Origin of the sequence: Microbacterium sp. NPDC087592, from assembly GCF_044743585.1 — a bacterium.
In the GTDB taxonomy this organism is placed as follows: Bacteria; Actinomycetota; Actinomycetes; order Actinomycetales; family Microbacteriaceae; genus Microbacterium.
The window spans coordinates 1296407-1318727 of sequence record NZ_JBIUWT010000001.1 but is presented as its reverse complement, the minus strand read 5'-3'; the positions used below and the strand labels follow the sequence as shown (position 1 = coordinate 1318727).

The 22321-nt window shown below is 69.1% G+C and carries 21 protein-coding genes; 16 read left to right on the top strand and 5 right to left on the bottom strand.

Annotated features, from left to right (window positions below; genetic code table 11):
- Positions 1-151: 151 nt before the first annotated feature.
- The gene (locus ACIOTO_RS06245) at positions 152-994 is read right to left on the bottom strand and encodes an SDR family NAD(P)-dependent oxidoreductase (RefSeq protein ID WP_400857072.1); all 843 of its coding nucleotides are present in this window, start codon (positions 992-994) and stop codon (positions 152-154) included.
- Positions 995-1002: 8 nt separating this feature from the next.
- On the bottom strand, positions 1003-1659 hold the full coding sequence (locus ACIOTO_RS06240; protein ID WP_400857071.1) for a GntR family transcriptional regulator: 657 nt from the start codon (positions 1657-1659) through the stop codon (positions 1003-1005).
- A gap of 153 nt (positions 1660-1812) precedes the next feature.
- On the opposite strand from ACIOTO_RS06240, the gene ACIOTO_RS06235 reads away from it, so the two are divergent.
- Genes ACIOTO_RS06235 through ACIOTO_RS06215 form a run of 5 tightly spaced genes read left to right on the top strand, consistent with a single transcriptional unit; the run spans position 1813 to position 8666 of the window.
- A complete protein-coding gene (locus ACIOTO_RS06235; RefSeq protein WP_105712342.1) occupies positions 1813-3177 on the top strand; it encodes an MFS transporter in 1365 nt (454 codons plus the stop codon).
- On the top strand, positions 3177-5357 hold the full coding sequence (locus ACIOTO_RS06230; protein ID WP_400857070.1) for a DUF4148 domain-containing protein: 2181 nt from the start codon (positions 3177-3179) through the stop codon (positions 5355-5357). The genes ACIOTO_RS06235 and ACIOTO_RS06230 overlap by 1 nt, the downstream gene beginning before the upstream one ends.
- A 34-nt stretch (positions 5358-5391) precedes the next feature.
- Positions 5392-6783 (top strand): hypothetical protein, encoded by a 1392-nt coding sequence (locus tag ACIOTO_RS06225; protein WP_400857069.1) that lies wholly within the window; start codon positions 5392-5394, stop codon positions 6781-6783.
- Between the two features lie 54 nt (positions 6784-6837).
- Complete coding sequence (locus ACIOTO_RS06220) at positions 6838-7593, top strand: SDR family NAD(P)-dependent oxidoreductase (RefSeq protein ID WP_400857067.1); 756 nt, start codon at positions 6838-6840, stop codon at positions 7591-7593.
- Complete coding sequence (locus tag ACIOTO_RS06215) at positions 7590-8666, top strand: enolase C-terminal domain-like protein (protein ID WP_400857066.1); 1077 nt, start codon at positions 7590-7592, stop codon at positions 8664-8666. The genes ACIOTO_RS06220 and ACIOTO_RS06215 overlap by 4 nt, the downstream gene beginning before the upstream one ends.
- A 153-nt stretch (positions 8667-8819) precedes the next feature.
- Here ACIOTO_RS06215 and ACIOTO_RS06210 read toward each other — a convergent pair whose 3' ends face one another.
- Positions 8820-9650, bottom strand: coding sequence for a zinc-ribbon domain-containing protein (locus tag ACIOTO_RS06210; RefSeq protein ID WP_400857065.1), 831 nt, complete (start codon positions 9648-9650; stop codon positions 8820-8822).
- Between the two features lie 103 nt (positions 9651-9753).
- Here ACIOTO_RS06210 and dinB point away from each other — a divergent pair, with 103 nt between their 5' ends.
- The 4 genes from dinB to ACIOTO_RS06190 all read left to right on the top strand — a co-directional run bounded on the left by dinB (position 9754) and on the right by ACIOTO_RS06190 (position 12208).
- The gene (gene dinB, locus ACIOTO_RS06205; protein ID WP_400857064.1) at positions 9754-10950 is read left to right on the top strand and encodes a DNA polymerase IV; all 1197 of its coding nucleotides are present in this window, start codon (positions 9754-9756) and stop codon (positions 10948-10950) included.
- 164 nt (positions 10951-11114) lie between these two features.
- Positions 11115-11453, top strand: a complete 339-nt coding sequence (locus tag ACIOTO_RS06200) for an SdpI family protein (protein ID WP_400857063.1) — start codon at positions 11115-11117, stop codon at positions 11451-11453.
- A gap of 204 nt (positions 11454-11657) precedes the next feature.
- Positions 11658-11933, top strand: a complete 276-nt coding sequence (locus tag ACIOTO_RS06195; protein WP_400857062.1) for a type II toxin-antitoxin system Phd/YefM family antitoxin — start codon at positions 11658-11660, stop codon at positions 11931-11933.
- Entirely contained in the window at positions 11933-12208 is a 276-nt protein-coding gene (locus tag ACIOTO_RS06190; RefSeq protein ID WP_400857061.1) for a type II toxin-antitoxin system RelE/ParE family toxin, read from the top strand. The genes ACIOTO_RS06195 and ACIOTO_RS06190 overlap by 1 nt, the downstream gene beginning before the upstream one ends.
- An 18-nt stretch (positions 12209-12226) precedes the next feature.
- Here the strand turns inward: ACIOTO_RS06190 and ACIOTO_RS06185 are convergent, their stop codons facing one another.
- Complete coding sequence (locus tag ACIOTO_RS06185) at positions 12227-12592, bottom strand: nuclear transport factor 2 family protein (protein ID WP_400857060.1); 366 nt, start codon at positions 12590-12592, stop codon at positions 12227-12229.
- Positions 12585-13334 carry an SDR family NAD(P)-dependent oxidoreductase gene (locus ACIOTO_RS06180; RefSeq protein ID WP_400857059.1) on the bottom strand — a complete coding sequence of 250 codons (750 nt, stop codon included), beginning with the start codon at positions 13332-13334 and terminating at the stop codon, positions 12585-12587. The genes ACIOTO_RS06185 and ACIOTO_RS06180 overlap by 8 nt, the downstream gene beginning before the upstream one ends.
- Before the next feature lie 76 nt (positions 13335-13410).
- On the opposite strand from ACIOTO_RS06180, the gene ACIOTO_RS06175 reads away from it, so the two are divergent.
- From ACIOTO_RS06175 to ACIOTO_RS06145, 7 genes are all read left to right on the top strand, one after another.
- Entirely contained in the window at positions 13411-14385 is a 975-nt protein-coding gene (locus tag ACIOTO_RS06175; RefSeq protein WP_400857058.1) for a C-terminal binding protein, read from the top strand.
- Between the two features lie 13 nt (positions 14386-14398).
- The gene (locus tag ACIOTO_RS06170) at positions 14399-15253 is read left to right on the top strand and encodes a fumarylacetoacetate hydrolase family protein (RefSeq protein ID WP_400857057.1); all 855 of its coding nucleotides are present in this window, start codon (positions 14399-14401) and stop codon (positions 15251-15253) included.
- Between the two features lie 183 nt (positions 15254-15436).
- A complete protein-coding gene (locus ACIOTO_RS06165; protein ID WP_400857056.1) occupies positions 15437-17884 on the top strand; it encodes a polysaccharide lyase 8 family protein in 2448 nt (815 codons plus the stop codon).
- Between the two features lie 185 nt (positions 17885-18069).
- Entirely contained in the window at positions 18070-19386 is a 1317-nt protein-coding gene (locus ACIOTO_RS06160) for an ABC transporter substrate-binding protein (RefSeq protein ID WP_400857055.1), read from the top strand.
- Positions 19387-19400: 14 nt separating this feature from the next.
- Complete coding sequence (locus ACIOTO_RS06155) at positions 19401-20342, top strand: carbohydrate ABC transporter permease (RefSeq protein ID WP_105712353.1); 942 nt, start codon at positions 19401-19403, stop codon at positions 20340-20342.
- A gap of 5 nt (positions 20343-20347) precedes the next feature.
- The gene (locus ACIOTO_RS06150; RefSeq protein WP_400857054.1) at positions 20348-21304 is read left to right on the top strand and encodes a carbohydrate ABC transporter permease; all 957 of its coding nucleotides are present in this window, start codon (positions 20348-20350) and stop codon (positions 21302-21304) included.
- Complete coding sequence (locus tag ACIOTO_RS06145; RefSeq protein WP_400857053.1) at positions 21291-22316, top strand: hydroxyacid dehydrogenase; 1026 nt, start codon at positions 21291-21293, stop codon at positions 22314-22316. Before ACIOTO_RS06150 ends, ACIOTO_RS06145 begins: the two co-directional genes overlap by 14 nt.
- Positions 22317-22321 lie beyond the last annotated feature (5 nt).

The following is a 22321-nucleotide window of genomic DNA, read 5'->3' as shown; positions in this document are numbered from 1 at the left end:
ACCGCCACCGCCACCGCTGCCGCTGCCGCTGCCGCTGCCGCTGCCGCTGCCGAGTGCACGGGTTGCTCGCGAGTGCACGGGGTGTTCGCGTGAGGGAGCCGTGCACTCGGCGGGGAGCCGTGCGCTCGGCGAAAGGGGGAGAGAAAGGGGGTCAGGGGGACGGGATGCCGACGAGCTCGGCACTGCGCTGCCAGAGGGCCTCGGCGAGATCCGGGTCGTTCACCTGCGGGTTGACCTTCGTGGTGAGGGTGCGCTCGTCGTAGTACGCGCCGGAGATCCACGTCTCGCCGGGGGTGCCCTCGATGAACCAGCGCAGAGTGTCGCCGCCCTTGTCCGCCCCGATCAGCAGGAGGTGTTTGAGCGGCGTGCGGTAGAGCAGCCGCATGATGCTCGACGAGTCGGACGCGAAGTTCGTCTGCACGGTGCCGGGGTGGAACGCCACTGCGCTGAGTCCGTCGGCATGGAACTTCGTGTGCAGGCTCTTCGCGAACAGCACGTTGGCGAGCTTCGCGTCGCCGTAGGCCTTGTTGGGACTGAAGCGGCGGGTGTTGTCGAGGTCGTCGACGTCGATGTGCCCGAAGAGGCGGTGGCCGATGCTCGAGGTGTTGATGACCGCGCCGTCGGATGCCAACAGCTGCGGCAGCAGCAGGTTCGTGAGCAGGAACGGCGCCAGGTGATTGACCTGCATCGTCTTCTCGAAGCCGTCGACGGTCGGGGTCTGATCCCCGAAGATGCCGCCGGCGTTGTTCGCCAGGACGTGGATGCCGTCATCGCCGACGGCATCCGTGATCTTCCCGGCCAGCGCCCGCACGTCGTCGAGGCGGGCGAAGTCGGCTGTGAACCACTCGGATCCGGTCTCCTCCGCGATCGCGCGGGTCTTCTCGACGGATCGGCCGACCAGGATGAGCCGGTTCGACGGCGAGGTCAGGTGGCGGGCAGCAGCGGCTCCGATGCCGTCGGATGCGCCGGTGAGGACGATCGTCTTCTGGGGCACGGGCCGCGTCACTCGGCCTCGGCCGAAGGCGTGATGCGCCGGACCGCGCGGGTCACGTGCTCGGCGATGACCGCCTGCGCCCGGTCGGGGTCGCCGCTCGCGATGGCGTCGACGATCTGCTGGTGGCTGCGCACGTGCTCCTCCAGCTCGGCGGGGTCGAGTGCCGCGTTGGCGGCGTGCAGGAACCCGGTGATGCGTCCGCGCAGCTGACCGCTCACCTCGTCGAGGAAGCGATGCTCGGCGAGGTCGGCGAGGGTCTCGTGGAACAGGCGGTCCTGGCGCAGCACCTCGTCGATGTCGCCGGGTGACGCATCCGACATCGCCTGGATGATGGCTCCGAGACGGGCAGCGGATTCCTCGTTCCACCGCTCCTGCACTCGGATGGCCATGAACTGCTCGAGCACGATCCGCAGGCTCGAGATCTCCTCCAGGTCCTGCGCGCTCAGCTGCGCGACGCGGGCTCCGCGGCGGGGCTCGCGGGTGATCAGACGCTCCTCGGCCAGGCGGGTCAGGGCCTCGCGCACCGGGATGTGACTCACACCGAGGCGGTCGGCGAGCTTGCGTTCGACGAGGCGCTCGCCGGGCGCGAGCTCTCCGGAGTGGATGGCCGCGCGCAGTTCGTCCGCGACCTGTTCGGCGATGTTCTGATCCGAGACGCTGCGCATTCGGGTGCCCTCTCGATCCGCGGCGCAGCCCCGTCGAGTGGTGCGCATTCGTTCGCTCGATGCTATGGCATTTCTCGGATCGGTGGACACCGCCCTGGTTTTGCTAGATGCTATAGCAAAGCCACTTGAACGAGGACGAACGAAGGAGTTGTCATGTCCGGGACCGGAATCGCCCCCGATACGCGCACGCCCGAAGAAGTCGGGGCATCCGCCATGAAGAAGGCGATCTGGCGCCTTGGCCCGTTCCTCGGGCTGCTGTACCTCGTCGCCTACATGGACCGCAACAATGCGGGCTTCGCCAAGCTGGAGATGACGGCGGCGCTGCAGATCACCGAGGCCGCGTTCGGGTTCGCCGCCGGCATCTTCTTCATCGGATACCTGCTCTTCGAGGTGCCCAGCAACCTCTTGCTCGAGCGCTTCGGCGCCCGCAAGTGGATCGCGCGCATCATGGTCTCCTGGGGACTCGTCGCCGCCCTCACCGCCTTCGTGCAGGACGCGACCCAATTCGCGATCGCCCGGTTCGTCCTGGGCATCGCCGAGGCGGGCTTCTTCCCCGGTGTGCTCCTCTACCTCACGCTCTGGTTCCCGCGGCAGTACCGCACCCAGGTGCTCGCGGTGTTCGTGCTGTCCAACCCGATCGCGAATGCGGTGGCCGCGCCGCTGTCCGGCTGGATGCTCGAACTCCACGGCATGTGGGGGCTCGACGGCTGGCAGCTCGTCTTCCTGCTGCAGGGCATCCCCGCCGTGCTCCTCGCGTTCGTCGTCTTCTTCTGGCTGCCCGATCGTCCGCAGGATGCTCGCTGGCTGGACCCGACCGAACAGCGGTGGATCAACGACACCCTCGCCGCCGAGACGGCGGCCACCGAGCAGAAGCACGGGCGTCTGCGCCTGCGCGAGGTGTTCAGCAACGGACGTCTGTGGACGCTGATCGTGCTGTTCTTCGGAGTCGTCTTCGGTGCCTACGGACTGGGCATGTGGCTGCCGACGATCGTGAAGAGCATGGGCGACTTCTCCAACGTCACGACCGGGTGGCTCGTCGCGCTACCGAACCTGTGTGCAGCCCTCGTCATGCTGCCGTGGGAGCGCGCGGCCAGGAAGCAGGGCAACATCCCCTTGCAGATCGGTATCACGCTCACCATCACCGCGCTCTCGCTCATCGCGGCGGTCGCCGCGCAGGGCACGCCGATCCTCGCCCTCGTCGCGTTGTGCGTCGGCATGTCCGCACTGTTCTCGACGACGCCGCTGTTCTGGAGTCTGCCGCCGATGGTACTCACGGGCACCGCGGCCGCTGCCGGGCTCGCCTTCATCAACTCGGTCGGCAACCTTGCCGGGTTCGCCGGCCCGTATGCGATCGGCTGGATCAGCGAGACCACGGGGTCGGCGATCTGGGGGCTGCTCCTCATCGCCGGGCTCACGTTGCTCGGTGCGACCATCGCGTTCGTGTTGAGCCGACGCGCGGACTTCACCGTTCCCGCCGAGGTCCTCCTGAAGGCCAACGCGAAGACCGGGGTGCGTTGATGGCCGTTGACGCGGAGGGCGCGGTGCGTTCCACTGGACGCCGCGCCCTCATGGCCGGACTCGGTGCGGTCGCGCTCGGCGCTGCGGGCTCCCTCGCTGTCGCGACACCCGCGCAGGCCGCCCCCGTCACCATGGGAGCGAAAGACATCACCAGGGCGGAGAGCGTCGCCGACCTGTCCCGCCTGCGTGCGCGGGACGGTGAGGTGGCGATCGTCGCCGGCTACCGGACACCGGGCGACGCGGGGCTGCTCGTGTATGTCGGGTCCGACGCGGCGAAGATCACGCCCAACGGCGGCACGGTGGTCGCCGGCAAGCGCGGCACCACCTGGCTGCTGCAGCATGACGGCACGCTCGACTTCCGGGTCTTCGGCATCACGGGGCCCGACACGGCGGCCGATGATGCGCTCGCCGCGATGGTGAACGATCCCCGCATCCGGCGGATCGAAGCCCACACGGATCTGCTGTTCCAGAAGCGGCATCGCTTCACGCGCTCCCACCTCGAGATCGACTTCGGCGGTCATGTCATCACGACCGAGGGCATCGAGGCGAACGCCCACGACAATCCGTTCGGTGCAGTGATGTTCTTCACCGGGGTGTCCCGAGACGTCGTCGTCGAGCATCAGCTGGCCGAGGCCTGGCCTGAGCTGACGGATGCGGTCGCCGTCCCCGATGCGGCGAAGTTCCCGGTCGACACCTGGTGGGCGGTGCAGTGCGACACGGTCGCCGGCGGCGGCGCCGATGAGCGCGAGATCCAGCGGTTCGTCCAGGTGACGCAGCAGATCGATGGGCAGCACATCCGGATCAATTACCTCAATGGCTGGCCGCTGGACAAGGGCCGCACGCTCACCTGGCGGCAGATGGCCCCGGTCGAAGGCGTGCGCATCTCGAACATGCGGTTCCTCGGCGCCGGACCCTTCGACGGACCCACCGACGGCTCGTTCCCCGACGCCCGCGAGCTGACAGGGTCGCACCCGATCGCCTTCGAGTACGCGATCGGATGCGATGTCGCCGATGTGCACGCCAGTCGCACCTGGTGGCCCGTCGTGATGCGGCGGTGGAACACCCACTTCACGACCGAACGCTGCTCGGTCGAGAACCCGCCCACGGTGTTCTACGGCGGCGCGGGGTACCTCACGCAGCAGATCTACTGCCTCTACGGGCGGGTGAGCGACTGCACGTCGTCGAACGCGCGGCACCTCAACGACCTGACCGCCAGTGCCTACTGCATCGTCGAGAACTGCCACGGTGACGGCGACGATCAGGGCGGCAACCCGTTCACCACCCACGGCCAGTACGAGCACGACCTCACCTTCATCGGATGCTCGGGGCTGATGGACATCGCCAACTCCGGTGCGCAGTGGGGTACCGCCGCCAAGCGCATCACGGTGCGCGACCACGTCTGCTCGTGGTTCGTCGCCGGCACGAAGATCAGTGATCTGACGCTGGAGAACGTCCGCGTGATCGGACGGTCGACTTTCGACCCGCAGGCGACCATGACGATCAACGCCGACGGCGCCCAGGTGCGCGGGTGCACCGCCGGGCTGTTGGCCATCGGGCAGCGGTCGGCTCGATCGTCGCGCCCGACGACGATCGAGGACAGCACCTTCGCGCTCCCCAAGGACCAGGTGCTCATCCAGACCCCGGTCACGGTTCCCGTGAGCTTCGTGCGCTGCACGATCACCGGGATCGACGGGATGAAGGCGCGTGGTTCCGGAGCCGTCGAGTTCGTCGACTGCCGGTTGAGCGGCCCGGTGAAAGGCGCGCCCGCCGAGATCGGCGCGTCGAGGGTCACCATCCGGGGCGGCTCGGTGCGCGATGCCGTGCTCTCCGCGACCGCGGTGCGCGACCAGGTCATCGCGGTGGAGGGCGTCGAGCTCGGCACCGAGCGCGGCGAGGGCGCCCTGATCTCGAGGGCCGCCGGCTCGGGGGTCATCACCTGGCGGCTGAGCGGCCTGACCTCGGCAGCGCCGAAGGGCGTGGCACACGTCGACATCGGCACGGGCGTCAACCACGCGCGCGTCACCGGCAGCCAGTTCGTCGGAGGGCGGCTGCGGTTGGCCGACGGCTTCTCGGATCCCTCCACGCTGCTGTACAGCGACAACGTCGCGCGTGGCGTCGAGGCGGATCTCCCCGAGGCCGGAGACCGCGTGCTGATCGCCGACGTGCTCACGAGCGCGTGAGCGGCGGCATCATGGAGCACATGGAGGACTTCGAGTGAACGACACGGCATCGCCCACGCATCTCGGCGACCGCATCCGCATCCCCCGCACCCGCGCGCGCATCGGCGTCGCTCGCCGCGACATCACGCCGCCCGTCGGCATCCGGGCGAAGAACTGGGGTCCCGCCGACTGGGAGCGCTCCGAGGGGGCGCATCGCCCGTTCGAGTTGACCGCGCTCGCCGTGATCGCGGGCGACGAGCGGCCGAGGCTGCTGCTCGCGGTCGACGGCACGTGGTGGCGTCGCGTGGCCGACGAGCAGGGCGTCCGCGGGGCGATCCTGGCGGGCCTCGGACTCGAGGCCGACCAGCTGATGCTGTCGCTCTCGCACACGCATGCCGGCGCGGTGCTCTGCGCGGCCGATGCGCACCTCCCGGGTGGAGAGCTGATCCCCGGGTACCTCGAGGCGCTCGCCGCCGCGGGCATCGCCGCCGGACGCGAGGCGCTCGACGGGGCGGTCCCCGGACTCGTCGAGTGGACGACCGGCCGCTGCACACTGGCCGCCGATCGCGAGCTCGACGTCGACGGGCGTGCGCTCGTGGGCTTCAACCCCGCCGGCACCGCCGATGACACCGTCATGATCGGCCGCCTCAGCATCGACGGTGTCGTGCGCGGCACGCTCGTGAACTACGCCTGCCACCCGACCACGCTCGCCTGGCAGAGCCGTGAGGTGTCGCCGGACTACGTCGGCGCGATGCGCGAGATCGTCGAGGCCGCCACGGGTGCGCCGTGCCTGTTCGTGCAGGGCGCCTCGGGCGAGCTGGCACCCCGCGAGCAGTACACCGGTGACGTCACGGTCGCCGACCGCCACGGACGCTCGCTCGGGCATGCGGTGCTCGCGGCCCTCGATTCGCTGCCGGCGCCGGGCGAGGAACTGACGCTCGAGGGCGTCGTGGAGTCGGGCGCCCCGCTGGCGATCTGGGCGGGGCAGGAGGCCTCGGGCGGGGAGGGCGCGGCCGGTTCGGCAACGAGCGTCGAGCTGCCGCTGCGCGACTTGCCGACGCTGGACGAGCTCGCCGAGGAGTGGAAGGACATCGACCCGCGGTCGCGCGAGGAACGCCTCGGCCGCGCGCGCAACCTGCGTGACGGGTACATCGACGGCCCGACGGTGCAGCATCCGGTCTGGGCCTGGCGGCTCGGGGATGCGGTGATCGTGGGGCACCCGGGCGAAGCGTACTCGCGCTTGCAGACCGCGTTGCGGGCACGGTTCCCCGAGACGCCGATCGTCGTGATGAACCTCACGAACGGCCCCGGCTTCGTGTACCTGCCCACGCGCGACGCCTACGACCGCGGCGCGTACCAGGCGTGGCAGACGCCGCTGGCTCCGGGCGCGCTCGACCTGCTCGAGGAGCATGTCGCGGCGGTCGTCGCGGATCTGCTCGACCGCTGAGTCGCCCGGCCACTACACTTGCTATAGCAAATCTCGAACCCCCTGAGGAGAGCAATGACCGCGCCCGTCGCCATCGTCACCGGAGGATCCGCCGGCATCGGCTGGGAGATCGGCCAGCGCCTCGCCGCCGACGGCTACAGGGTCGTCGCCGCGGACCGCGTGCCCGGACTCACCGCGGGAGAGAACCCCGCCGGCACCCTGTGGCGCGAGCTCGACGTGACCGACCACGCCGGCGTCGACCGGGTGTTCGGCGAGATCGAGGCCGAGCTCGGACCCATCGAGGTGCTCGTCAACAACGCCGGCATCCAGCGCCACCGCGGCATCGAAGACCTCAGCTGGGACGAGTGGTCGGCCGTGGTCGACGTGAACCTGCACGGCGTCTTCTCGGCGTTGCAGGCCGCAGGGAAGCGGATGCTGGAGCGCGGCGACGGCCGCATCGTGAACATCTCGTCCATCTCGTCGCGCGGGTCGGCGGGGCGTGCGCCCTACGCCACGACCAAGGCGGCGGTGATCGGCCTCACCTCGACCGCCGGTGCCGAGTGGGCCTCGCGCGGCGTGCGGGTCAATGCAGTCGCGCCCGGCTACGTCGACACGGGCGTGTTCCGGCAGGGCGTCGAGGCGGGCACACTCAGCCTCGACACGATCCTGTCGCGCATCCCCGCGAAGCGCCTGGGCGACGCGAGCGAGATCGCCGCGGCCGTCAGCTTCCTCGTCTCAGACCAGTCCCGCTACATGAACGGCCAGACCCTCTACGTCGACGGCGGCTTCATGGTCGACTACGGCGTACCCCTCGCGAAGAAGCCCGAATGAGCACGATCGCCCGTATCGACACGGCCACGGCCGCGCTGCCCCTTCCCGCGCCCTTGCAGTTGGGCGCGATGACCGTGACGCGCCGCGAGTACAGCGCGGTGCAGGCGACCGCCGACGACGGCACGACCGGCGTCGCGTACTGTCTGTCGCGCGAGGCGCCGATGGCCGAGATCGTCGACCGGCTCGTCGCGGCGCATGCGGTCGGTGCGGATGCCGACGACCCGACATCGACCTGGGAGCGGATGCTGCGCGGCAGCGCCATCGTCGGACGGGTGGGGCTCGTGCGGCGGGCCATCGGCCTCGTCGACATCGCGCTGTGGGACATCGCAGCCCAGCGTGCGGACGTGCCGCTGTGGAAGCTGCTCGGCACCGGAGACGCGCCGCGGGACTCGATCCTCGTCGCCGCGTATCCCTCGCCTGACCGCGCTCCGCGTGAGGTCGCCGACGAGGTGCTCGCGCAGGCGGACGGCTGGACGCACGTGAAGATCTCCCGCATTCCCGATCCGGCATATATGCGCGAACTGCTCGCCCTGCTCAACGCCGAGCTGCCCTCCGCGACCGGTCTGATCGTCGACGTCGGCTTCGGGTGGCCGGATGCCGATGCCGCCCTGGCCGAGATCACACAGTGGGGCGACCCGCAGCTCGCCTGGCTCGAAGACCCGCTGCTGCCGGAGGATGCCGCGGGTGTCGCGCGCATCCGTCGGGAAGCGGGCCTCGCCGTCTCGGTCGGCGATGAGGTCACCGACCCCGCCGTGCTGAAGGCACTGGTCGAGGTCGGCGGGGTTGAGGCGTTGAGACTGGATGTCGTCGCGATCGGCGGCGTGACACCGGCGCGCGAGCTGATCGCCTGGGCGGCCGAGCGCGGTGTGCCCGTCTCGGGGCATGTCTATCCCGAGGTCGCCGCGCACCTCGGCATCGGCGTCGAGACCTTCGCGCGGGGCGTCAACCCCTACGACCCGGCGCCGTCGTTCGTGCTCGGCGGTCCGTCGTTCGAGGGGCGGATCCGGCCGACGGATGCCGCGGGCCTCGGGTTCGCGCTCGATCCCGGCGTGTTCGCGTTCGGGAAGGGCTGAGGGGAGATTTCCGGCAGTCGCGTCGCGCGTTCTGGGAGTCGCTCCGCGCGTTCTGAAGGAGAAGTCGCGGAATGAAGGACGTTCTGCGCTGTCGGCTCCTTCATTTCAGGAGTTCTCCTTCGCGGCGGGTGGCCGGGAGCGCGGCAAAACGCCTCACCGCAGATACGCGTCCACGAGCAGCGCACCGCGGATCGCCCGCAGCTCGTCGATGATGCGCGCGATGCTCTTGGCGCTCACCGACGAGAGCGCGAGGTCGTGCGGGCCGAGAGGCTCGAGCTTCCCGGTCCGGATGCGGATGACCTCCCACCCGGCGGCACGGAGGGCGCGGTCCTTGCGCAGATCGGCATCCTGCCGCTTGCCGACGTGCTCCAGGCCATGACGGCCGACCGTGTCGTACTCGAGCGCGACTCGCAGTTCCGGGAACACGATGTCGGGCCAGACCTCCGTGTGGCGGAAGAACGGGCGCGACACCTTCACCGCGTTCACCGCCGCGTCGAACTCGATCAGCGCTCCGAGCTCTGCCCGTAGGCGTCCTTCCACCGCGGATGCCGGGCGCGGAGCGCACGCGCTCACGAACGCGGTTCCGGCGGGCAGATCGGGCGTCTTGGTGCAGAGAGCGGGCGCGGGGCGACGGGGTTTGCGCGGGAGGGCGCGTGCCTCGCCGAGCACGACCGGTTGCGGACGGGCGAGGGCGGAGCATTCGGGACACCACGCGGAGCGGCGCCGCACCTGGCCCGGTCGCTCGCGCTGCTCGGTCGGGGTGGCGGCGAACCGGTGTCCGACCGGGCACTCCCAACAGAGCAGCACATCGGCCGCGAGCGGGACCTGCGACAGCGCGATGCCGTGGTTGAGCTCGGGGTGGTACTGCCGGATCAGCTCCGGGTATGCCGCCCATCCGGCGCGGTATGTGCCCACCTCATACGGAACGGCGCGACCGCGGGAGAACTGCCGTCGCGCCCACCACTGCATCACCGGTTCCGGCACGCGCCGACGATAACCGCGAGCACGGACATCAGGCCGCCCTCGTTCGATCCCGACCCGGATGTCCCCGGTCCGTGCGACGATCCGCACGTCGACGGGAGAACGGATGCGTGGGGAAGCCACGGTGCTGCACGCCGATCTCGATGCGTTCTACGCGTCGGTCGAGCAGCGCGACGCGCCGGAACTGCGGGGTCGACCCGTCATCGTGGGCGGTGGCGTCGTGCTCGCCGCGAGCTATGAGGCGAAGGCGCGCGGCGTCCGCACGGCCATGGGCGGCCGGCAGGCGCGCGAACTCTGCCCCGATGCCGTCGTCGTCCCCCCGCGCATGGACGCGTACTCCGCCGCGAGCAAAGACGTGTTCGCGATCTTCCGCGACACCACCCCGCTCGTCGAGGGGCTCTCGATCGACGAGGCGTTCCTCGAAGTCGGTGGTCTGCGACGCATCGCCGGTACGCCCGAGCAGATCGCGGCACGGTTGCGGGAACGCGTGCGTACGGAGGCCGGGCTGTCGATCTCGGTCGGGGTCGCGCGCACCAAGTTCCTCGCCAAGGTCGCCAGCGCCGTGAGCAAGCCCGACGGACTGCTGGTCGTGGAACCCGAGCGCGAGGAGGAGTTCCTGCTTCCCCTGCCGGTCGAACGGTTGTGGGGTGTGGGGGCCGTGACGGCCGAGAAGCTGCACCGGTACGGCATCCGCACCGTCGGTGAGCTCGCCGAGCTCGAGGCCGCGACGGCGGAGAGGATGCTGGGCAAGGCGACGGGTGCCCACGTGCATGCCCTGGCTCGGCTGCGGGATCCGCGACCGGTCGACGCCACCCGGCGGCGGGGATCCATCGGCTCGCAGCGGGCGCTCGGCAGCCGTCCGCGATCCGCGGAGGAGCTCGACCTCATCCTCACCCAGATCGTCGACCGGCTCGGGCGGCGACTCCGGGACGGCGACCGCGTCTGCCGCACCGTCGTGCTGCGTCTGCGGTTCGGTGACTTCACGAAGGCCACGCGCTCCCGCTCGCTCCGCGCACCCACCGATCGCACCGCCATCGTGCTCACTGTGGCCCGCACCCTGCTCGCCGCGGCGCAGGCCGAGATCTCGGCGCGCGGCATCACCCTGATCGGCATCTCGCTGTCGCAGCTCGACCGCGCCGGGAACGTGCAGCCCGAGCTGCCGATCGACTGGGGTGACGAGGCGCGACTCGACTCGGTGCTCGACACCCTGCGCGATCGCTACGGCTCGACCTCGGTAGCGCGGGCGGCGCAGCTGGGCCGTGATCCTGGGTGGTCGTCGCCGACCCTGCCCGAGCACGAGTGATCCGGGACCGCACGTTCTGGAGCTGCGCCCGCGCGTCTGCCGCTGCGCCCGCGCGTCTTGAAGGAGATCGCACGGTATGAAGGAGCCGTTTCGCCGATCTCTCCTTCATTCCGCGAGATCTCCTTCGCATCGCGTGGCTGAAGGAGACGTTTTAGACTGCTGGCATGCCTGTCATCGCCGTGATCTTCCCCGCGCTGCTGCTGCTCACCGCGGTGCTGACGGAGCTCGCGAGCCGCGGTCGACTGCGCCGCAACCGGCTCGCCGGCATCCGCACGAACGCGACGATGAGAAGTGACGCGGCGTGGTCGGCATCCCACCGGGCGGCGGCCAAGACCGTCTGGATCGGCTTCGTCGTGAGCCTCGCTGCAGCCCTCATCGCGCTCTTCGCCGAAGGCACCGCAGCCCTCATCGCTGCCGTCGCGGTCGCGGCCGTCTTCCTCGCCACGTCTGTCATCTCACTCCTGCAGGCGAACCGTGCAGGTGCGGCTGCTCACGCGGCGTAGGGGCTCACTCCTCTGATCAGGGTGACGCGGCGTGGGGAGGAGAACTCCCTGTCGGGATGAACTGTCGCCTCGAAGGGTCCTCCCCACGCGGAGTTCTCCTCCCGGGCGAGAGGACATGCCCCGAAGCGCAGCCTCTTCTCGTTCATGCAGCGAGCTGTGGACAGAATATTGGCCTATAAACTGGCCTGACTTTAGGCTAGATTCATGGATGTGCAGACAATCTCGGTCAGCGAGGCGAAGGACAAGTTCTCGCAGTTGGTGGAAGCAGTCGACACCACGCACGAGGCGGTGACCATCACGCGCCACGGGCGACCCGCCGTCGTCATGCTGAGCGTCGATGATCTCGAAGCGCTGCAGGCCACTCTCGCGCTGCTGCAGGATCCGCAGCACGCCGAAGAGGTGGCGGAGGCAGATGCAGACATCGCCGAGGGTCGCACGTTGAGCCTCGCAGAAGTGCGAGAGCAGCTGGCTCGCCGGTGATGCCGGACCCCTACGACACCCAGCTCACCGGACCCGCAGTTCGCGCATTGCATCGCCTGGAACCCAAGCTCGCCGATGCGGTGCTCCGGTTCCTCGAAGGTCCGCTCGCCGAGAATCCGCTGCGCACGACCAAGGCGCTCGGTGCCGAGCTCGAAGGGCAGCGCAGCGGCTACATCGGTATCGCGTATCGTGTCGTCGTTCGCGTCGATGAGGGCGCGCGTACCGTGTACGTGCTGCGCATCGCCCACCGCTCGGACGTCTACCGCCGAATGTGACGCCGCGTCCTGCGCGCTTCAGGCCTTGAGCATCGAGGCGCGGGAGATCAGTCCGTCGACCACGTCGAAGGTCGCGATGGTCTCGGTCGCGACGCCCGCGTTGATGACCTGTTCCTGCGCGACGACCCAGCGGGTGCCGAACAGCACGCTCGTCTCGATCACGCACGACAGCTCGGGGTTCTGCAGTCGTGGCTCGTAGAACGCGCGGATCGCGGCCGAGCCCACCACCGGTTCGGGAGCGACGCCGGTGATCACGGCATCCGCGGCGTAGGTCGCGACGAAGGCGTCGAGATCGTGCGCGTTGAACGCGTCGAGCTGCGCCTGCACGGTCTCGATGGCGGAGCGGTCAGCGGCGGAGCGGGATGCGGCAGCGTGGTCAGTCAATGCGAACGCCTCCGTTGACGTCGTAGGTGGCGCCGGTGATGAAGCGAGCGCGCTCCGACGCGAGCGAGGTGATGATCCAGGCGACGTCCTCGGGCTGGCCGAACGCGCCGAGGGGGATGCCGGCTTCGAGCTTCTCGCGGCCCGCCCCCTGCAACTGGTCGGTGATCGCGCTCTTGACCGGACCGGGGGTGACCGCATTCACGCGGATGCCCTCCGCTGCGAGGTGTCGGGCGAAGCTGCGCGTGATCGCGAGGATCGCCCCCTTGCTGGCGGCGTAGTGGATGCCGGTCTGCAGCGCGCCGACCTGCCCGGCGATCGACGCGATGTTGATCACGGAGCGGTCACCCTCGGCGGCCCGCAGCAGCGGAAGCGCGCCCCGGGTGAGGAAGAACGTGCCGCGGGCGTTGGTCTCGAGGACCATGTCCCACTCGTCGAAGTCGATGTCGTCGTAGGCGGTGTAAGGGCACACGCCGCCGTTGTTGATGAGCACGTGCAGCGAGCCCCAGGCGGCCGTGATCTCGCCGACCAGCGCGTCGATCGACTCGCGCTCGCGCAGGTCGAGACGCGAGACGTGCACCTCGGGGGAGCCTGCCGCCCGGCACTCCTCGGCGACGCGGAGAGCTTCGGCTTCCCGTCCGGCGTACGTGATCCAGAGGGCGGTGCCCTCGCGGGCGAGGTCGAGGGCGGCGGCGGTTCCGATACCGGAACTGGCCCCCGTGATCAGAGCGCGGCGCGTAGTCATGCGTCCGATGCTATAGCAAATGATGGCCAACCGTAGTGCCGTGCAGACATCTGCTAGATGCTATAGCATCGCTCTCATGACTGAGCTCTTCATCCTCGTCAGCGACTGCGACCTGCCAGGAACCGTCATCGAGGACACCCTCCGGCAGGCCGGGCTGCGCGCCGAGCGCGCCGCATCCGGCAACCTCGACGACATCGCCGCCGCCGGCTCCGACGCCGAAGGGCTCGTCGTGCAGTGGGCGCAGATCACCGGCGAGGTGATGGACCGGATGCCGAACCTGCGCATCATCAGCCGCGTGGGCATCGGCTACGACATGGTCGACGTCGAGGCGGCCACCGCCCGCGGCATCGCCGTCGCGAACACCCCCAGCTACTGCATCGAAGAGGTCGCCGCGCACACCATCGCGATGATAATGACGCAGGCCCGCGGTCTCCCCGCCTACGACCGCGCCGTGCGCGCCGGCACCTGGAAGGCCGTCGACGCCCGCCCGCTCGCCGTGCGTCCCTCGGCCACCACCGTCTCGGTGCTCGGCTTCGGTCGCATCGGGTCGATGGTCGCCCGCGGATGCCGAGCGCTGGGTTTCCGGGTGCTCGTCGCCGACCCCTACGCCCCAGCCGACGCCGTGCGCGACGCCGGCTGCGAGCCCGTGAGCATTCCGGATGCCGTGGCCCAGGCCGACATCCTCACGTTGCACGTGCCGCTCACTGAAGAGACCAGACACCTGGTCGATGCTGCGGCCATCGCGACCATGAAGCCCGGCGCTGTCGTGGTGAACACGTGCCGCGGCCCGCTCATCGACGAGGAGGCACTCGCCGCCTCGCTGCGTGACGGGCATCTGGGCGCCGCCGCCCTCGACGTGTTCGCCGGGGAGCCCCTCGCGGCCGACTCCCCGCTGCGCGACCTCGAACAGGTGCTGCTGACCCCGCACGCCGCCTGGTTCTCGCCCGAGGCGCTGGCGGATCTGCCCGTGCACGCGGCCGAGAACATCATCCGGTATCTCGCCGGTGAGTCCGTGCCGATCGTCAACCCGACCTACGCCGCCGCGCGCTGACCGAAGGATCATCATGGAACTGCTGCGACTGGGCCCGGTCGGCCACGAACGCCCGTACGTCCGCGAGGGCGGCGTCGTCTACGACCTGGCACCCCTCACCGCCGACATCGACGGCGCCTTCCTCGCGTCCGACGGCATCGCCCGGGTGCGCGCGGCACTGAGCGGCGGCGAGCTGTCCACGGCCGACGTCGACGGACTGCGCATCGGCTCGCCCGTTACGCGTCCGACCGCGGTGGTCTGCATCGGTCAGAACTACGCCGCGCACGCGGCCGAGTCGGGGTCGCTCCCGCCCGAGCATCCGGTGATCTTCTTCAAGCATCCGAACACCGTCGTCGGCCCGGACGACGTCGTGCTGCTGCCGCCGGGCGCCGAGAAGGTCGACTGGGAGGTCGAGCTGGCGATCGTGATCGGCAAGACGGCCCGGTACCTGTCGTCGCCGGATGCTGCGCGCGAAGTCATCGCCGGGTACACGATCTCGAACGACGTGTCGGAGCGGGCGTACCAGCTCGACGTGTCGGGTGGGCAGTGGTCGAAGGGCAAGTGCTCCGAGACGTTCAACCCGCTCGGGCCCGCGCTCGTGCCCGCCGACGAGGTCGACCCGCAGGCGTTGCGGCTGCGCTCGTTCGTGAACGGCGAACCGCGTCAGGACTCCTCGACGGCCGACATGATCTTCCCCGTGCTGCAGATCGTGCACGAGCTGAGCCAGTACCTCGTGCTCGAACCCGGGGACGTGATCAACACCGGAACTCCGCAGGGCGTCGCGCTCTCCGGACGCTTCCCGTACCTGCAGGACGGCGACGAGATGACGATCGAGATCGAAGGTCTCGGCCGACAGCACCAGCGCACCGAACGGGTGCACCGGGGCTGACCGCCGCTCGCGCCCGGCGGCCTGTGTCCGGGGCACGGTTCCTTTTGCTGAGTGCACCGTGCCTCGGGCAGAGGCCGTCGGGCTCTCGGCATGCGTCCGTCTCAGCCGTCGCATTCACTCTGGACTCATTCCTTCACCCGAAGCTACGTTCCGTCTCAGACGCGACGATGCGGAGGAAGATTCATGGTTCAGCTCACACGACGCACCCTTCTTCGGGTGTCCACAGGCATGGCGGCACTCACGCTCGCAGAGTCGATCTTCTCGGTGCTCCCCGAGCCGTGGGCGGGCACGACGACGATCGACCCGGCGCTGCGGGCGCGATGGGCGGACATCATCACCGGTCGCCACCAGGTCGTCTCTTCCGATGCGAGGTTCGCGACGGCGCTTTCGGCGCTGGACGCCCGTGTCACCGGGTGGCGGGCGATGCTCGATCCCACCGCGGTGTCGGTGTTCACCGATCTGCCGGTGACGGGCGTGAATCCCGATGCTCAGGGCGTGCGCACCGCGCAGAAGATCCGCCAGTCGTACACGCGGCTGCTCGACTTCGCCGTGGCATGGGCGACCCCGGGCTCGATTCATCATGCCGACTCGACCCTGGTCGCGCAGATCTCCTCGGGTCTCGGCTCACTCACTGCGGCGGGATTCGCGTCCGGCACCGCGATGGCCGCCGCGGACAACTGGTGGGATTGGCAGATCGGCTCGCCCCGCGCTCTCGCGAGCGTCCTCGTGCTCGTCGGCGACGAGCTGCCGTCCGCCCAGGTCGCTGCGGGGTGTGCGGCGATCGACCACTTCGTGCCGGACCCGTGGTTTCTCGATCCGCTGAAGGGGCTTTCCGTGAAGGAGTCGACCGGGGCGAACCGGATGGACATGTGCCAGACGGTCATCGTCCGTGCTCTTCTGGACGGAGACGTCCCGAGGCTCGAGAGAGCGCGCGCGGGATTGGCGCCGGTGTGGGCGACCGTCCTGGAGGGAGACGGCTTCCACGCCGACGGCTCGATGATCCAGCATGCGAGCGTCCCGTACACGGGCTCGTACGGGATCGAGCTCCTGCTCGCGGCGTCGCGTCTGTTCGCACTCCTCGACCTCGGAGCAGCCGGACCGGAGTACGAGGCATTCTTCGCCCTGGTCGGGAAGAGCTACCTGCCGGTCGTCTACCGCGGCAGGGTCATGGACCACGTGCGGGGCCGCGCTGTCGCCCGCCCGCTCGCCCGCAGTCAGGATGCCGGTTTCCAGGCGGTGGAGGGGCTGCTCCTGCTCGCAGAAGCGGCTCCTGCACCGGTGGCGACGCAGATCCGCGGGCGCGTGCGCTCCTGGGTGGACGAGGACTCCACCGGGCGGATCTTCGAGACGGGGTCGGTGGCGAGGACGGGCCTGGTCGTCGCGCTGACGAACAGCGCGGTGGCCGCTCTCCCCGAACCATCCGCCGGTGCGACCGTCTTCAACGCGATGGCTCGGTGCATCGTGCGCAACGCGGACCACGCGATCGCGATCTCGGCATCGAGTCCGACGATCGCCTGGTACGAATGCAGCACGCTGGAGAACATCCGCGGATATCATTCCGGCAGCGGCATGACGTACGTGTACGACGCCGACACCTCCCACTACGACGACGAGTTCTGGCCGACCGTCGACCGCTATCGGCTGCCGGGCACGACCGTGGAGCAGCTCGCTCTCCCGGATCGGATCGGCGGCACATCCGGCAAGGGGCGTCCGCCGGGCGAATGGACGGGCGGATCGTCCGTGATGTCGGACTCCCCTGACGCGGCGACGGTCTTCGCGCAGGATCTCCATGCGCCGCACGATCGCGCGGGGACGGGGGGAGCGTTCCGCGGCAGCGACATGCACGCCCGCAAGGCCTGGTTCCTCCAGGACGGCGTCCTCGTCGCCCTGGGCGCTGACATCTCCTCCACCACCGGGGGCATCGTCGAGACCGTCGTCGAGAACCGGAATCTCCACGCCGCGGGAGCGGCGACATTGCGCGTCGACGGTGTCGTCCGCATCGCGACCCTGCCGAGCTCGCGCACGGAGAACGCGACCGGCCCGCTGAGCGTCCACATCGACGGTGTCGGCGGGTACTTCTTCCCGGTCGGTGGCAGCGTGAAGATGAAGCGCGAGGAACGCGCGGGCTCCTGGGCCGACATCAACACCACGGCCGGAATCGACGCGACTCCGCATGCACGCCGATACCTCACCCTCTGGCTCTGGCATGGCCAGAACTTCTCCGGGCGGTCGTATCAGTACGCGGTGCTGCCCGGAGCGTCCCTCGCCGAGACGCAGGCGTTCGCAGCAGCACCGAACTTCGCGGTGCTCGCGAACTCCGCCGAGTGCCAGGCGCTGCGGTTCGACGCGCGCGAGACGCGTCTGTTCACGTTCTGGCGGGCGGTGACCGTGGACGGGGTGACGGCGAGTGCGCCGTGCACCGTCGCCGTCAGCACCCGTGCCGATGGTGCGGTGATCATCGCGATCGATGAGCACGCGGGATCCGTGACGGCGCTGAGCGTGACGTTCGATGGCCTCGGAATCCCGTCGAGCTCGTCCTGCGCGGGCGGGTCCGTGGCGATCGTGGGCTCCCGCGTGGCGGTGACCCTCGCCTCCGGGGCGCGCCAGGCGGAGTGCGAACTCCACTTCTGAGACCGCCCGCCCCTCCCACGCTTCGCGGGCGTCACCCCGCGGTCGCGCGCTCTCCGGCGCGCCCGCGTGGTCGGCCGAGAATCAATCGGAATTCATGCTTGATTCATTCTTCTGAGGGCCCGTTGAATCAGAGAACACCGCGCATCCCGAGCGGATCCTGAAGCTACGTCACAAAGGAGTACGTAATGAATTTGAGTTCGAATCGCGCTCGCCGCCGCGTTGCGGCCGCGGCAGGAGCGCTGCTCGTCACCACTCTCGTGACGGCCGGCTGCGGCACACAGATCCGTGGGGGCGACGATGACGACACGAAGGCGACTCTCACCTACTGGTCGGCGTGGAACGTCGGCGAGGCGCAGCAGGAGATCTTCGAAACCGTACGCACCGCCTTCACGGAGGAGACCGGCATCGACGTCGAGGTCGAGTACCTCGGTCGCCAGGTCACGCAGAACCTGATCAACGCTCTCGGCAACGGGACCGGGCCCGACCTCTTCGACGCGGGAAGCCGGAACATCCTCGATTACGAGGGCCGGGGCTTCCTGGCCGACCTCGACGAGCTGATGGAGACGGACATCCCCGGCGAGGACATCTCGGTGGGAGAGAGCTTCACGGACGCCGTCCGAGAGGCGGCATCGGGCGAGGAGGGCGTCGGGATCCTGCCGACCTACGTCAATTCCTCGGCGATCTGGTTCGACGCGTCGCAGTTCCCCGAACTCGAGAGCGACCCGCCCCAGGAGTGGGACGACTTCATCGCCCTCCTGGACGCGCAGAAGGCGGAAGGCCTCACCCCCCTGGGCGCGGACGGCACGGTGCCCAGCTACAACGTGTTCTGGCTCTATCAGCTGCTCGTGCAGGCCGAAGGGCCGGGAGCGCTCCGCTCGCTCGCGGAGGCACCGGAGAACTGGGATCAGCCGTACGTCCTCGAGGCTGCGCAGCGCGTCCAGCAGATCGTCGACGGCGGCTACCTGCAGGACGACTACATGGGCACGAAGTACCCGGATGCGCAGAATCAGTGGGCGCAGGGAGCGCACTCCTTCATGCTGGGCGGGTCGTACATGGAAGGGGAGACGCGAGACCAGCAGAAGGACGGCTTCACGGCTCGGACGTTCATGTTCCCGGCCGTTCCAGGCGGCACACCGACGGTCGAGGTGACCGCGAGCGGGCTCGCGATCAATGCCGACAGCAAGAACCTGGACGCGGCGAACCAGTTCCTCGCCTTCGCCGCTCAGGAGAAGTTCCAGAAGCTGTACGCGTCCGAGGCCGGGTTCATCGCGGCGCGCTCGGGCGTGGAGCAGCCGGAGACGCTGCGTGGGCTGGTCGAGCAGATCGAGAATGCCGACTCCGTCACCCAGTCGCATGATCTCGCCGCAGCGCTCCACCCGTCGTGGTGGAACGACATCCTGTTGCCTCTGGACGACGCCCTCTTCTCGGGCAGCATCACCGCGGAGGAGTTCGTCGCACGCGGCAAGGAACAGACCGCCGCGTATCTCGCCGCCAACGGCTGATCGGCAGGCTCCCCATGGCGACCCCTCTCCTCCTCCACCGCCGCGCCGATCGGCAGGCATCGACCGACGCCACCGGTGTCGATCGGCTCGCGCTGCCCTTCCTCGTCCCCGCGGTGGCGATGATGACCATCACCCTCGTGATTCCATCGGTGTTCACGGCCGTGATCTCGCTGACCTCGTGGTCGGGACCGGGAGACGAGGTCGTCTGGGTGGGCCTGCGCAACTACATCGGACTGTGGGCGTCGGACGCGTTCCGCTCGTCGTTCGTGAACACGGCGGTGCTGCTGATCGTCGGCGGCATCCTCGTGTTCACGGTGGTCTTCGCCTCACTGATCGCGCTACGCGGCATGCGGGGCGGGGCGTTCATCCGGTCCGTCGTGTTCGTGCCGGTGATCATCTCGCCGATCGCGATCGGTGTGGCGTTCGGTTTCCTCCTGAATCCGAACGGCGGCTTCAACCAGATCCTCGAAGCACTCTCGCTCGATGCCCTGCGCAGAGCCTGGCTGTCACCGGACGTCGTGTTCCAGGTGATCATCGTCGGTCTCGTGTGGAGCGTCAGCGGGTACTACCTCGCGATCGTCGCGACGGGCGTCGATCAGATCCCCGCGCACCTGTATGAGGAAGCGGAACTTGCGGGAGCGACTCGCACGCAGCAGTTCCGGATGATCACCATCCCGCTGAGCTGGGAGTCGCTCTCGGTCGCGATCGTGCTGTGGATCATCAGCAGCATGAAGACGTTCGAGATCGTGATCGCATTCGTCGGATCCCAGGGCGTGCCGCCCATCCAGGCGCGCACCGCGTCTGTGCAGCAATACCTCGCGACGACCGGTGGTCCGGACGGAAGCCCGCAGCTCGCCTACGCGTCGGCGATCGGCATGGTGCTCTTCCTGCTCACCTCGGTCCTGGTGATGCTCGTGCGGAGACTTCTGAAGAGAGACAAGGTGGAACTGTCATGACGACCATGACCAGCCCCCCTCGCGCCCCCGAGGAGGCGAAGCAGCCGGTGCAGACCGGCCGCCACCCCCGCCTCCGGCGTAGCGGGCACCGACGATGGACGGCTCCCATCGGCGACATCGTCATCCCCCGCGGCATCCAGGTCGCGCTGTGGGTGTGGGTGTCGTTCAACCTCCTGATGGCGGTGTGGGTGGGGATCACGTCCCTGAAGTCGGACAGCGAGATCTTCGCCACCCCCTTCGGTCTTCCCGCATCGCCGGAGTGGGAGAACTTCGTGAGCGCGTGGACGGTGTCCGGTTTCGGCGGCGTGACGCTCAACACCATCGTCATCGTGACGATCTCCGCCTCCCTGACGATCGCGCTGGGAGCCCCCGCCGCATATGTGCTCGCGAGGAGCTCGCGACGATGGATCGCGGGCATCAACACCTATACGGCGCTGTGCGTGGCACTGCCGGTGCAGACGATCCTCGTCCCGCTCTTCATCGCGAAGACGGAGGTGCACCAGTTCGCCGTCGAGATCCTCTTCGGCTGGTGGGATGACCGGATCACGCTCGTCTTCATCTACGTCGGCACTTCTCTCCCGTTCACGATCTTCCTGCTCACCGCCGCCTTCAGGGGGCTTCCCTCAGCGCTTCCCGAGGCTGCGGCGCTCGATGGGGCGTCGCCCGCGCGCACCTTCTGGAGCATCATGATGCCGGTCGCCTGGCCGGCGGTGAAGAGCGCGTTCGTCCTGAACTTCCTGCACATGTGGAACGAAGCGCTCCTCGTGCTGGTGCTGATCAACTCTCCGAGCGAGCAGACCCTGCCCGCTGCACTTCTCCGGTTGTACGGCACCATGCAGTACAACTCCAACTGGGGAGGCCTGTTCGCCGGAGTCGTGATCGTCATCTATCCGATGATCCTGCTGTATCTGTGGGTCGGTCGCCGCATCATGGAAGGGATGACCTCCGGTGCCGTCAAGTGATCGTGGAGGTCGCGGACAGCTCCCGACCATCGTCATCAGCGCCGACGACGGAGACGCCGACAGACTGTTCCCTGCGAACGTGCTCGCGCCGTTGCGCGAGCACGGCCGGGTCGTGCACGTGGGTGGCGACTTGAGCGTGCTCGACGTGGAGGACAGGCGATCCGCCGAGGTGCTCCTGACCAGCTGGGGGACGCACGAGATCTCTGCCGGCGTGCTCGACGGGTTCTCCTCGCTCGAGGCGATCATCCACACGGGGGGTTCGGTGAAGCGGCTCCTCACGGACGACGCGTGGGAGACGGGCGTGCGCGTCTCGACCCAGGTCGAGCGCAACGCGGAAGCGGTCGCCGAGTACGCGACGGCGATGATCGTCGCGAGCCTGAAAGGCGTGTTCCGACTGCGTCGCGACTACATCCGCGAAGGTGCGACGCTCGATCGGGGGCCGCGTCTCGACACGCTCGGGATCACGGCCAAGACCGTCGGCCTGGTGGGAGCGTCCCGCGTCGGGCGTGCGGTGGCGCGACTCATCGCACGACACGATCTGCAGGTGCTCGTCTACGACCCGTACGTCGATGCCGTCGAAGCGGATTCTCTGGGTGCCCGGCTGACGTCGTTGGAGACGCTCATGCGCGACAGCGACGTGGTGTCCCTGCACGCCCCGGCCACTCCGGGCACGCGCGGGATGATCACCCGTCGGCTGCTGGAGAGCATGAGCCCCGGTGCCACGCTCATCAACACCGCCCGCGGATCGATCGTCGACCAGGACGCCCTCATCGACGTGCTCCGCACCCGCGACCTCTTCGCGATCCTCGATGTCACCGAACCCATGGTCCCCGCCGCCGACTCGGCGTTGTGGGCGCTGGAGAACGTCTTCCTGACGCCCCATCTCGCCGGTGCCACGGGGTCGGATCTCCAGCGGCTCGGCCGAGGAGCAGTCGACGAGGCGATTCGAGTGCTCACGGGCGAGGAGCTCGCGCACCGGGTGCGGGCCGAAGACCTTTCGCGAATCGCGTGAGCCCC

Bases quoted from the DNA above. Each gene is read 5' to 3' on its own strand.
- ACIOTO_RS06175 (WP_400857058.1), top strand. From the start codon at position 13,411: ATGACTGAGCTCTTCATCCTCGTCAGCGACTGCGACCTGCCAGGAACC.
- ACIOTO_RS06190 (WP_400857061.1), top strand. From the start codon at position 11,933: ATGCCGGACCCCTACGACACCCAGCTCACCGGACCCGCAGTTCGCGCA.
- ACIOTO_RS06170 (WP_400857057.1), top strand. From the start codon at position 14,399: ATGGAACTGCTGCGACTGGGCCCGGTCGGCCACGAACGCCCGTACGTC.
- ACIOTO_RS06160 (WP_400857055.1), top strand. From the start codon at position 18,070: ATGAATTTGAGTTCGAATCGCGCTCGCCGCCGCGTTGCGGCCGCGGCA.
- ACIOTO_RS06195 (WP_400857062.1), top strand. From the start codon at position 11,658: ATGGATGTGCAGACAATCTCGGTCAGCGAGGCGAAGGACAAGTTCTCG.
- ACIOTO_RS06220 (WP_400857067.1), top strand. From the start codon at position 6,838: ATGACCGCGCCCGTCGCCATCGTCACCGGAGGATCCGCCGGCATCGGC.
- ACIOTO_RS06215 (WP_400857066.1), top strand. From the start codon at position 7,590: ATGAGCACGATCGCCCGTATCGACACGGCCACGGCCGCGCTGCCCCTT.
- ACIOTO_RS06180 (WP_400857059.1), bottom strand. From the start codon at position 13,334: ATGACTACGCGCCGCGCTCTGATCACGGGGGCCAGTTCCGGTATCGGA.
- ACIOTO_RS06165 (WP_400857056.1), top strand. From the start codon at position 15,437: ATGGTTCAGCTCACACGACGCACCCTTCTTCGGGTGTCCACAGGCATG.
- ACIOTO_RS06150 (WP_400857054.1), top strand. From the start codon at position 20,348: ATGACCAGCCCCCCTCGCGCCCCCGAGGAGGCGAAGCAGCCGGTGCAG.
- ACIOTO_RS06235 (WP_105712342.1), top strand. From the start codon at position 1,813: ATGTCCGGGACCGGAATCGCCCCCGATACGCGCACGCCCGAAGAAGTC.
- dinB (WP_400857064.1), top strand. From the start codon at position 9,754: ATGCGTGGGGAAGCCACGGTGCTGCACGCCGATCTCGATGCGTTCTAC.
- ACIOTO_RS06200 (WP_400857063.1), top strand. From the start codon at position 11,115: ATGCCTGTCATCGCCGTGATCTTCCCCGCGCTGCTGCTGCTCACCGCG.
- ACIOTO_RS06240 (WP_400857071.1), bottom strand. From the start codon at position 1,659: ATGCGCAGCGTCTCGGATCAGAACATCGCCGAACAGGTCGCGGACGAA.
- ACIOTO_RS06155 (WP_105712353.1), top strand. From the start codon at position 19,401: ATGGCGACCCCTCTCCTCCTCCACCGCCGCGCCGATCGGCAGGCATCG.
- ACIOTO_RS06230 (WP_400857070.1), top strand. From the start codon at position 3,177: ATGGCCGTTGACGCGGAGGGCGCGGTGCGTTCCACTGGACGCCGCGCC.